Here is a 10,797-nt window from a genome sequence, read left to right as displayed (position 1 = left end):
CTGTTCGCGGGCTTCGTCCGATTGGGGTAGCTTGGTGAGCCGTTCTGCCTGAAGGGAGAGGGCGGTCAGGGGGCTGCGCAGTTCGTGGGCGGCATCGGCGATGAAGCGTTGCTGGCGGCGGATGTTTTCGCCTGTGCGTTGCAGCAGTTGGTTGATGGCGGTAACGAAGCCTTGTATTTCGCTGGGCACGCCTTCTCCGTCCAGCGGCGAGAGGTCGTCTGAACGGCGTTGGCCGAGGGAGGCAGAAAGGGTTTTAACGGGACGCATGGCGCGGTAGGTGATCCATACGGTCAGCAGGATCATGAGGGGCAGGGCGATGAGCAGCGGGAGGACGCTTTGGTAGGCGGCGGTGGCGGCGAGGTCGTCGCGGTATTCGGTTTCTTGGAGTACGGCGATTTTGCCTTGCGGGGTTTGGCGGATGTAGGCGCGGTATTCGTCGTCGTCATCATCGTCATCGTCGTCATCAACGCTGCCTTTGATGGTGTGGAATCCTTCGCCGAGTGTGTCGGACAGGGGGACGGTGTCTTCTTGTCCGAAGGTTTGGATGAGGATGTGGTTTTCGCTGCCTATTTGTGTGTAGTCGGTGGTTTTGGGGTTGATATAGGCGGCGGTTTGGCGCAACAGGTCGTCCTGAAGCTCTTCGGCTTCATGGTAGGTTTGGTAATAGGAGAATGCGCCTGCGATGATGGACAAAGGCAGGAACATCAGTATCAGGGCGATGCTGATACGGACTTGCAGGGATTGTTTGAGGGTCTGGATGAAGTGATGCATAGTGTGTTTGGTGAGGCTGTTTTAGGTTTTGTTATTGATTATGGCATGGGCGGGCATGGATGCGCGGATTGGGGGTTTCAGACGACCTCTTTGGCGACCAGCCAGCCTACGCCGCGTACGTTTTGGATGTGTTCTTTGCCGAGCTTTTTGCGTAGGGCGTGGATGAGGAAATCGACGGCGTTGCTCTCGACTTCTTCGCCCCAGCCGTAGATTTTGTCTTCAAGGTCGCTGCGGGAGAGGATGATGCCGGGACGCATCATCAGGGCTTGGAGGACGGCAAATTCTTTGTTGCTCAGGAGGACGGGTTTGTCTTGTCCTTTGACTTCGACTTGGTAGGTGGCGGGGTTGAGGGTGAGCGCGCCGTTGGTTAATAGGGTTTGGCTGTGGCCGCTGTGGCGGCGCAGGACGGCGCGCATACGGGCTTGCAGCTCCGCCATGTCGAAGGGTTTGACGATGTAGTCGTCGGCGCCGCCGTCCAGTCCGTTGAGGCGGCTGTGGAGGTCGTCGCGGGCGGTAACGATGAGGACGGGGGTTTGGCTGCCTTCGTGTCGGATTTGGGTGAGGACGTCCAGCCCGTCTTTGCCGGGCAGTCCGAGGTCGAGCAGCAGCAAGTCGTAGTTCTGCGCCTGAAGGGCGGTAGAAACTTGGCTGCCGTTTTTGACCCAATCGACAGCGTAGCCGCTGTCTTTGAGGTTGGCGGCTACGGCTTGGGCAATCATGTTGTCGTCTTCTGCAAGCAATACGCGCATGGTGTTCTCCTTAATCAGCGGGAAGGATAGCAGGGGAAAATTAGGAGGGGTTTAGCGGGAGGTCGTCTGAAAGGGGCGGCTGGTTTTCAGACGACCTTTTGTTGCTTTTCCGTACTTGATTGGGTTCCTTGGGCGTCGGTTATGCTTGGTATGTTGGATATTTTTTTCTAAAGGAATACTGCGCTTGAATGGTTTGCCAATCTTGCCAAAAGGTCGTCTGAAAACCCGATTCTGTTTTCAGACGAACTTTTGTCTTTACAGCAACACAATATCGTACTGTTCCTGCGTGTAGGCGGTTTCGACTGCCAGCGAAATCGGTTTGCCGATGAAGTCGATGAGCATCGCCAGCGATTGCGATTCTTCGTCGAGGAAGAGGTCGATGACGTTGGGCGCGGCGAGGATGCGGAAGGACTGCACGTCGTAACGGCGGGCTTCACGGACGATTTCGCGCTGGATTTCGTAGCAGATGGTCTGCGGCGTTTTCAGACGACCCCTGCCTTGGCAGGATGAGCAGGGTTCGCAGAGGATTTGGCTGAGGTTTTCACGCGAACGTTTGCGCGTCAGCTCGACCAAACCCAAGCTGGTGAAGCCGTTGAGGGTAACGCGGGTACGGTCGAAGGCGAGCGCTTTGGCAAGCTCTTGCAACACGGCTTCGCGGTGGGCTTCCTGCGCCATGTCGATGAAGTCGATGATGATGATGCCGCCGAGGTTGCGCAGTCTTAATTCGCGGGCGATGGTGTGGCAGGCTTCGAGGTTGGTACGGAAGATGGTTTCGTCGAAGTTGCGCGCGCCGACGAATCCGCCAGTGTTTACGTCTATCGTGGTCATGGCTTCGGTGGACTCGATGATCAGGTAGCTGCCGAAGTTGAGGTTGACGCGCGGTTGCAGGGCGCGGCTGATTTCCTGCTCGACGTTGTGGGTTTCAAACAGCGGGCGTTCGCCTTTAAATAGCTCTATCCTGCCCAATGCGCCGTGGACGTATTGCTCGGCGAAGCGGGTCATGCGGCGGTGGTTTTCGGTTGAATCGACCAGGATTTTTTGCGTGTCGAGGCTGAACATATCGCGCAACACGCGCAGGCTTAGCGGCAAATCCTGATAAAGCAGGGTTTCCGGCGGCTGGATTTTTGCTTGTTCTTGAATGTGTTCCCACACTTTGGTCAGGTAGTGAATGTCGGACTGAAGCTGCTCGTCGGTGGCGTTTTCGGCGTTGGTGCGGATGATGTAGCCGTGGCACGCGTCTTCGGGCAGCAGGTTGGTCAGGCGTTCGCGCAGGCTGTTGCGTTCGGCATCGTCCTCGATGCGCTGGGAAATGCCGATGTGGTCTTCTTGCGGAAGGTGGACGAGGAATCGCCCCGCTAACGAAATTTGAGTGGAAAGGCGCGCGCCTTTGGTGTTAATCGGGTCTTTGATGACTTGCACCAAAACCGACTGTCCTTCAAACAGCATATGCTCGATACGCTGGGTTTCGTCGGGGTTGCGGCGTTGTTCGAGGACATCGACGATGTGCAGAAACGCGGCGCGTTCCAAACCGATGTCGATGAACGCGCTCTGCATTCCGGGCAACACGCGGCGCACCACGCCCAGATAAATATTGCCGACCAAGCTATGACCACTGTTGCGCTCAATGTGCAGTTCGCAGATATTGTTTTCTTCCAACACCGCCACGCGCGTTTCCTGCGGCGTAATGTTGACGAGCACGGTTTCGGGCGGACGGATAGCGTCCTTCGGGATAGGGATTCCTGAAAGCATTGTTTTAGTTCCTGATTTTTAATAAGAAATATAGTAGATTAAATTTGAACCAGCCCGGTTTTGCTTTGCCCAAACCTGAAAAATAATCGGCTGATTGTGTTGCTGTTCTGACTCAAATTTAATCCACCACCCGCTTGCCGTTGGTTTCGTGGAAAATAAATGGCAAAAGCGGTTCGGATTGCCGTTTATCATACTTTAAAAACGGCGTTTTGGCACATGGGCGGCATGCAGCCCTTACACCCAGAAAACAAAGATTCAGGCAAAATAGCCGATTTCAAGTATTGTAAAATAAACCATATGCCCATATAGTGAACCCCGTTAGAACTCTGAAAACAATCATGCAAACCGTTACGATGTACACAGGCGCGTTCTGCCCCTACTGCACTATGGCTAAAAAGCTGCTGCATTCGCTGGGCGTCGCCGAAATCAACGAAATCCGCGTCGACCGCAGCCCAGAAGCCTTTGCCAAAATGCAGCAGCTTTCAGGGCAGCGCAGCATACCCCAAATTTTCATCGGCGATACCCACGTCGGCGGTTTCACCGATTTGTACGGCCTGCACCGCGAAGGCAGGCTGGATTCTTTATTAAACCCGTAACTTTAAACCCAACTAGGAAAACAAAATGAGCGAAGAATTGCAACCCGTATTCAGCATCGAACGCCTGTTCGTCAAAGACCTGTCTTTGGAAGTGCCCAATGCCCCCCAAATCTTCTTGGAACAAGGCGAGCCTGAAGTCGATATGCGCGTTTCCACCAACAGCGAGAAGCTGGAAGACGGCTACTACAACGTTGACGTAACCGTTACCGTAACCGCCAAACTCAACGCCGAGCGTACCATGTTCCTCAACGAAGTGACCCAAAGCGGCATCTTCCGTCTGGAAAACATCCCTGAAGAAGACGTTCAATTGCTCTTAGGCGTAGCCTGCCCGAACATCCTCTTCCCTTACGCACGCGAAGCCATTTCCACCAGCGTAACCCGCGCCGGCTTCCCGCCCGTACTGCTCGCTCCGATCAACTTCGAAGCCATGTACCAGCAACAACAAGAAGGCAACGCATAATCCGCGTTCCCTGTTTGTCGAAAGGTCGTCTGAAAAATGTTTCAGACGACCTTTTTTATATGGCGGATGTCAATAACACGATGCTTTGTTTGCACGATATAGTGGATTAACTTTAAACCAGTACGGCGTTGCCTCGCCTTAGCTCAAAGAGAACGATTCTCTAAGGTGCTGAAGCACCAAGTGAATCGGTTCCGTACTATCTGTACTGTCTGCGGCTTCGTCGCCTTGTCCTGATTTAAATTTAATCCACTATATTTATGTTTATATCTATGTTTGCGGCGAAGCGGGGTAGTGATGGGTGTTTTCTGTTTTGTTCACCGTAAACCCTTGTTGGTGTAATGAAGGAATGAACAAAAAAAGGAGGCAATCCCCCACAGGATTGCCCCAATACCTCAAATCAGAGATTTACGCTTCACAAACAATACAGGCTTTCGCCTGCGGCTTTACCTGCACGGCTCAACTCCGTGCGGGTAAACTTTTGTTCCGAGGGAGTGAGTCTCAGAACATCCACTTGCAAGCTGGAAGCTTGCAGTAGGAAACCGGAGTATCAAATCTTGCCGGTACGACTGTAATTTGATGTAACGAAATTTACGCGAAAATTTTGGGTTTGCCAAGAGGTTTATATTATTTTTTTATGTAAAATATATATTTATAATATTTCAATATTTATTTAAATTTTAAAATATAATTCTGATTGGTTAAATTTTTAATGAATATAAAATAAATATTTTCGCAAATTTAAAATTATATTCTTTATGGATTGGTCTGTATAATTAATTCTTTTAAAATGTTATTTTATAACACTTTGATTTTAAATAAAATTAAATTTAATATGTTAATCAAAATTTTGCATCATATTTATGTTTTACGGGAAATGGCGCGGTTTTTTCCTATGTTGAACGTCTGATAAACCTGAATATCCAGTTTAACCAAAGAGTTAATGTGAAAAATTCTCAATTAAAAATTTGTTACTATCGTTGCTAATTTTCGATTTAATAGAAATAATAAAAGCCCGTATATGACGGGCTTTGTTTTTTGATGTAACTGTATGTAATTCAATAAAATCCCTGTTCGCCTTCGGGACGGGTTTTGAAGCGTTTGTGCAGCCAGAAATACTGTTCGGGATTTTCCCTTGCCCGTGCTTCGATAAAGTCGTTCATGCGCTGGGTGTCGGCTACAATGTCGTCTGAAGGGAAGTTTTCCCATGCAGGATAAAAGCGCAGCGTAACGGTGTTGTCGGCATTGCGCGTGGGAATGGCGGGGATGACTTTGGCTTTCGTCATGCCGGCGATGCGGCTTAGGCCTGTAATCGTGGCGGTGGGGATGCCGAAGAAGTTGACGAAGATGGAGTCGTTGCGGCCGAAATCCTGGTCGGGCAGGTAAAGGAAGGGGGCGTCGCTTTTGCGCAGTTGCTTGATAATCGCGCGCAGGCCTTCGGTGCGGCCGATGAGGAAAACGTTGTTGTAGCGGTGGCGGCCTTTGAGGATTTGTTCGTCCAACGCTTTGTTTTTTTGGTGCGAATACATGCTGGTCAGCGGCACGTCCTGATTGAGGGTGTAAACCGCCATTTCAAATGCGGTGAAGTGCGGATAAAGCAGGATGACTTTTTCGCCCGCCGCGAGCGCGTTATCGAGATGGTGTTTGTCTTGATAATGCACGAGTTTGCGCAGCCTGTCGGCAGGCGCGTACCAATACAGGCCGTATTCGAGCATCAGCTTCGCCATGTGCTGAAAATGGCGTTTGAGCACGGCTTTTCGTTGGTCTTCGCTCCATTCGGGAAAGCATTTTTTGAGGTTGGTCTCGCCGACTTTGCGGCGCGGTTTGACGGCGTAATAGGCGAGGATGCCCACTGCGTCGGCGATTTTGTGTATAACTTTGAAGGGCAGAAGCTGGATGAGGTAGAGGAGGAAAAAGGCGGCTTTCATGTCGTCTGTCGCGGGATGGTGCGGGAAAAAGGGAATTATAACGGAAAGGTCTGTTTTTCAGGCGGATTGAGACGGTGAAAGAGAAAAGGTTTGGCGGCGTTTTAGAAACTGGTGTGTTCAGGAGACACGGCCTGTCCGCAAGCATGGTTTTAAATTTGCCTGCGGATGGTTGGTTTGTTATTTGAAGAAACGGCCGCAGCAGGCTTTGAATTTTTTGTGCGAACCGCAGATGCAGTCGTGTTTCATGCCGGGCAAGGGCGTGGTCGGGTCGATGAAATACCAGCGGTTGTCGATTTTGACAAAGGCGGATAGTTCGTGATGGCACGCGGTTTCCTGACCGTCTTGAAAATAGGCTTTGAATTCGACTTGGGCATGTTGTTTGCCGACAGTGGCGTGTTGCATGACTTCCAAACCCTGCCAATGGGTCGTCTGACTCCATGCCAGCATATCGGCTTGATCGAGCTGGTGTTGCTGGGAAGGGACAGTCGTTTCAACAATATAGGTGATATTGTGCAAAACATAAGCGCTGTATCTGGAACGCATCAGCTGTTCGGCGGTTTGCGGCAGGCTTTCGTGGCGGTGGAACGGTGCGCAACAGTCGTTGTAGGCTTGCCCTGAAGAGCAGGGGCAGGTTTGGGGAGCGGTCATTTTGGTTTGGGTTGAGTAGTATTGGGGAAAAGTTGCGGTTTGGCTGTCGGGGATTCAATCGACCAATTTTTTGCCTAAGATGACAACATCGGCTTGTTGTTCTCCTAAGTCGCATACGGCGGGCAATCGCCCCCATTCCGTAAAGCCGAACTGGTGAAACAGGTGCAGGCTGGGGTAGTTGTGTCCGAAGATGACTGCCAATATGTTTTTAATGCCCAAGGACGGTGCGCGCTCGAGCACATTTTGCAGCAGGATTTTGCCCACGCCGATACCGCGCGCGTCATGGCGGACATAGAGGCTGATTTCTGCGCTGATGTGAAAGGCATGGCGCGGGTAGTAGTCGCTGAGGCTGCACCACGCCAAAACCGTGCCTTCGTGATTTTTCAATACATACAGAGGCCGCTTGCCGCCGTGTGCGTCGAACCAAGATTCGCGTTCGGCAACGCTGACGGGCGTCAGGTCGGCGGTGGATTGGCGGGCGGCTATGGTACTGTTGTAAATCTCGATAATGTCGGGCAAGTCGGTTTTGGCTGCTTCGGTGATGGTGTATTGCATTCAGACGACCTTAACAGGCTATTGAATCAGTTTGGAAACGGTTTTGAAGGCAGGGTGGCGGGCATCGCCCAACAATTGGAACAAAATGCTTTCCACATTGGAAACGGTAGCGCGGGCTTCGCGCATTTGCGCCAGTCCGTTTTCTTTGTTGGCAGGGGAACGGGATGTCGTGCATTCAAAGGGGACGTAAACATTGAAACCTTCCAAGCGCAAATCCAATACGGTTTGCAGCATGCAGATATGGGTTTCTGCGCCGATTAAGATGATGTTTTGGACGGCTGCCTGCGTCAAAATCGCGTGTGTTTCGGGGGAGAGGGCGGAGAAACGGGTTTTTTCGATGAAGGGCGTGGTTTCGGGCAGCAGCAGCGAGACGGCGGGAACCGTTTTGCCCAAGCCTTTCGGATATTGCTCGGTCACGGCAAACGGGACGCCTAAGGCGTGAAGCCCCTGTATCAGGATACGGCTGTGGTGCAGCATATTGTCTTTGTCGTGCAGGGCGGGGAGGAGGCGTTCTTGGATGTCGATAATCAGACACAGGGTGTTTTCGGGATTCATAAATATTCCTTTCGCGCCAAGTGGAGGGTGTATTCATTATAGCGAAAGCCGGTGTGTCTGTAATGGCTGCGGTTTTGATGGGCGCGTTTCCATTTGTCGCCGGATGGTCAAGCCACGGATGGCGAGGTGCGGCTTCGGTTTGAAGCGTATCTGCCGTTCAAAACGTATACGGTCGGCATGGGAAGTTTGAATCTGATTTCACATTTTTCAGACGACCCTTTGCATGAATTTTCTTTCTTAATTCAAACACAAACTTTTAGGACGGTAGAATTCGCCTTGCACTAACCCTTCCCGCCTGCTTGTGCAGAAGGGATGTCACATAAGGAGCATTTCATAATGAAGAAAATTCTGATTTTGTCTTTACTCGCACTGCCTGCACTGGCTGCGGCGGAAGTTCATTTTTACGGCGATTTGAAAGCCGGAGTGGAAGCTTCCAACACAAAATACGGCAGCCACAGAATTTCCAATAACGGCGTAAGCGACATGGGCAGCTATGTCGGTATGCGCGGTTCGCATCCTATCGGCGGCGGCAATGATGTATTGTGGCAGGTCGAACAAGATACGCCCTTGGGTTCGAAAACCGGTGCCAAAGATACTTGGCGCAGCCGCAACCAAGGCAGCGGAGAAACTTATATCGGCTTTGGGCGTTAAAAGAAATAAGGCTCTATCCCGGTTAAGACAAGCAACAGGTCGTCTGAAAACGTTTCGCATGGGTGCGGATGTTTTCAGACGACCTTTTGGTTAACCGGAAAGAGGCCTATGTTTAGGAGCGCGTTTGTATTCGCACTGACTTGCAATGGGAAGATTGGTACTGTGTTTGACCGATACCCCGCTATCACTGGTTTTGACGGCAGAAGCGGAGCTTGCAAACCAATCTTTTGATTAAACGCTTTATTTAGCCTGAGCGTTTTTCTGTTCTTGGATAATCCATTTGGCCAAATCCGCACCCAAAACTTTGGCCGTTCGGTTCAGGACGGAACAAGAACCTTTAAAACCGCCAAACATGCCGCCCATAGAATTGCGGGATAATATGGTTTTTTTGACTTGTTTGCCGTCAATATACAAAGTCACAGAAACAGCCATGCCCTTGGCGTGTCCCACAAAGGCATTGCCTGCGCTCATGGCGGAAGTGATGGCGATGTCTGCGTAAGTGTCTTGTTTCAGACCATCGCGCACGACGGTTACCCCGCTTTTTGCCGCGCTTTCCCGCAAGGATTCGGACATGATGCTGCCGACTTCTAAACACTCGGATACGATGCGGTTATCAATCTCTTCTTTATCGCGATAGGGGATGTTTTCATCAATATGAACATCAGCACCGGCGAATGCGGAAGCGGACAAGAAGGCGGCAATGAGGAAGCGTTTGGCGGACATGATGGGTACCCAAGATGAAATGTTAAAAAGAGTGAATATTCTATAATGTTATTTTTACTTAATCAATATAGATTGAATGGGTAAATCGATGGAATGCCGGGCCGGAAGTTTTGCTGAAATTTAGGTATGCTTTTTTGCTTGTAGATCAGAAAAAATAACGGCTGCCCGAGTGACTTCCAAAATTTTTTGAAACTGCTTGAGAAGGCATTTATGGGGTATTGGGGCGGTGGGTTTGCTGTTTTTGGCGCAGTGCCGTAATCTGCTCTTTGAACTATATTATAATGCGCTGATTGTTTTTATTAGATTAATCTGACATGACCGCTTATACGCAACAGCTCGACCAAAAAATCCAATACTTGCAACAGCTTTTTCAAGGTTTGGATTTTCCTGAAATTCAAGTTTTCGAATCCCCCGAACAGCATTACCGGATGCGCGCCGAATTCCGTATTTGGCACGAAGGCGGCGAAATGTTTTACGCCATGTTCGAGCGCGGGCAGAAAGCAAGCGGCGCAAGCCTGATACGTTGCGACCAATTTCCTGCCGCCTCCGAATCCATCAATGCCTTGATGCCCAAGCTCATCGAAGCCGCCGCGCAAAATCCCGAACTCAAAAACCGCTGGTACGCCGTTGAATTTCTGTCTGCACTGAGCGGAGAGATGCTCGTTACCATGATTTACCACAAAAAACTGGGCGAAGCGTGGCAGCGTGCCGCCGAAACTTTGGCGCGTGAATTGGGCATCCATATCATCGGTCGGAGTAGGGGGCAGAAAATTGTTTTGACTCAAGACTATATAACCGAAGAGCTGAACGTAAACGGTAAAACCTTCCGCTACCGCCAAGTCGAAGGCAGCTTTACCCAGCCCAACGCCCGTGTGTGCGAAAAAATGCTTGGCTGGGCATGCGATGTCGCGCAAAACCTGAGCGGCGACCTGCTCGAACTTTACTGCGGCAACGGCAATTTTACCCTGCCGCTCTCGCAGCATTTCCGTCAGGTGTTAGCGACTGAAGTGTCCAAAACTTCCGTTTACGCCGCACAGTGGAATATCGAAGCCAACCGGCGGGACAACATCAAAATCGCCCGCCTCTCCGCCGAAGAATTTACCGAAGCCTATACGCAAAGCCGCGAATTCCGCCGCCTGCAAGAGCAGGGTATCTCGCTGAAAGATTACGGTTTTTCCGCCATTTTTGTCGATCCGCCCCGAGCCGGCGTCGATGATGAAACGCTGAAGCTGGTTTCCCAGTTTGACAACATTATCTATATTTCCTGCAATCCCGAGACCTTGCGCGCGAACCTCGACACACTCTGCCAAACCCATACTGTCGAACGCGCCGCGTTGTTTGACCAGTTCCCGTTTACGCACCATATCGAAAGCGGTGTTTATTTGAAGAAGAAATAAAGAAGAGGATTTGAAGAA

12 protein-coding genes are annotated in these 10,797 nt (G+C 50.9%); 4 read left to right on the top strand and 8 right to left on the bottom strand.

Annotated elements, in window-relative coordinates; genetic code table 11:
• The 3 genes from HMPREF1028_RS07780 to HMPREF1028_RS07770 form a co-directional block, all read right to left on the bottom strand.
• Positions 1 to 771: histidine kinase dimerization/phospho-acceptor domain-containing protein (locus HMPREF1028_RS07780; protein WP_009312269.1), on the bottom strand; the 771-nt coding region annotated here is incomplete at its 3' end.
• Positions 772 to 848: 77 nt separating this feature from the next.
• Entirely contained in the window at positions 849 to 1,520 is a 672-nt protein-coding gene (locus HMPREF1028_RS07775; protein ID WP_009312268.1) for a response regulator, read from the bottom strand.
• 255 nt (positions 1,521 to 1,775) lie between these two features.
• Positions 1,776 to 3,269 (bottom strand): Rne/Rng family ribonuclease, encoded by a 1,494-nt coding sequence (locus HMPREF1028_RS07770; RefSeq protein WP_009312267.1) that lies wholly within the window; start codon positions 3,267 to 3,269, stop codon positions 1,776 to 1,778.
• Positions 3,270 to 3,607: 338 nt separating this feature from the next.
• Between HMPREF1028_RS07770 and grxC the strand changes: the two genes are divergently transcribed.
• Positions 3,608 to 3,865 carry a glutaredoxin 3 gene (gene grxC / locus HMPREF1028_RS07765; protein ID WP_009312266.1) on the top strand — a complete coding sequence of 86 codons (258 nt, stop codon included), beginning with the start codon at positions 3,608 to 3,610 and terminating at the stop codon, positions 3,863 to 3,865.
• A 25-nt stretch (positions 3,866 to 3,890) separates the two neighbouring features.
• On the top strand, positions 3,891 to 4,325 hold the full coding sequence (gene secB / locus HMPREF1028_RS07760; protein ID WP_003755109.1) for a protein-export chaperone SecB: 435 nt from the start codon (positions 3,891 to 3,893) through the stop codon (positions 4,323 to 4,325).
• A gap of 1,055 nt (positions 4,326 to 5,380) precedes the next feature.
• On the opposite strand, the gene HMPREF1028_RS07755 is transcribed toward secB, so the two are convergent.
• The 4 genes from HMPREF1028_RS07755 to HMPREF1028_RS07740 form a co-directional block, all read right to left on the bottom strand.
• Positions 5,381 to 6,250 (bottom strand): lipid A biosynthesis lauroyl acyltransferase, encoded by an 870-nt coding sequence (locus tag HMPREF1028_RS07755; protein WP_009312265.1) that lies wholly within the window; start codon positions 6,248 to 6,250, stop codon positions 5,381 to 5,383.
• Positions 6,251 to 6,427: 177 nt separating this feature from the next.
• Positions 6,428 to 6,898 carry a YchJ family protein gene (locus HMPREF1028_RS07750; protein ID WP_009312264.1) on the bottom strand — a complete coding sequence of 157 codons (471 nt, stop codon included), beginning with the start codon at positions 6,896 to 6,898 and terminating at the stop codon, positions 6,428 to 6,430.
• Between the two features lie 54 nt (positions 6,899 to 6,952).
• Positions 6,953 to 7,453 carry a GNAT family N-acetyltransferase gene (locus tag HMPREF1028_RS07745; RefSeq protein WP_009312263.1) on the bottom strand — a complete coding sequence of 167 codons (501 nt, stop codon included), beginning with the start codon at positions 7,451 to 7,453 and terminating at the stop codon, positions 6,953 to 6,955.
• 18 nt (positions 7,454 to 7,471) lie between these two features.
• Positions 7,472 to 8,008 carry an isochorismatase family protein gene (locus HMPREF1028_RS07740; protein WP_009312262.1) on the bottom strand — a complete coding sequence of 179 codons (537 nt, stop codon included), beginning with the start codon at positions 8,006 to 8,008 and terminating at the stop codon, positions 7,472 to 7,474.
• A gap of 336 nt (positions 8,009 to 8,344) precedes the next feature.
• On the opposite strand from HMPREF1028_RS07740, the gene HMPREF1028_RS07735 reads away from it, so the two are divergent.
• On the top strand, positions 8,345 to 8,659 hold the full coding sequence (locus tag HMPREF1028_RS07735) for a porin (protein WP_009312261.1): 315 nt from the start codon (positions 8,345 to 8,347) through the stop codon (positions 8,657 to 8,659).
• A 240-nt stretch (positions 8,660 to 8,899) separates the two neighbouring features.
• Here the strand turns inward: HMPREF1028_RS07735 and HMPREF1028_RS07730 are convergent, their stop codons facing one another.
• Positions 8,900 to 9,382, bottom strand: a complete 483-nt coding sequence (locus HMPREF1028_RS07730; RefSeq protein WP_009312260.1) for a hypothetical protein — start codon at positions 9,380 to 9,382, stop codon at positions 8,900 to 8,902.
• Between the two features lie 314 nt (positions 9,383 to 9,696).
• Between HMPREF1028_RS07730 and trmA the strand changes: the two genes are divergently transcribed.
• Entirely contained in the window at positions 9,697 to 10,779 is a 1,083-nt protein-coding gene (trmA, locus tag HMPREF1028_RS07725) for a tRNA (uridine(54)-C5)-methyltransferase TrmA (RefSeq protein ID WP_009312259.1), read from the top strand.
• The last annotated feature ends 18 nt before the right edge of the window (positions 10,780 to 10,797 follow it).

It is taken from the genome of Neisseria sp. GT4A_CT1 (genome assembly GCF_000227275.1).
In the GTDB taxonomy this organism is placed as follows: domain Bacteria; phylum Pseudomonadota; class Gammaproteobacteria; order Burkholderiales; family Neisseriaceae; genus Neisseria.
Note: the sequence above shows the minus strand (reverse complement) of the source record. Positions and strands in the feature narration are given on the sequence as shown.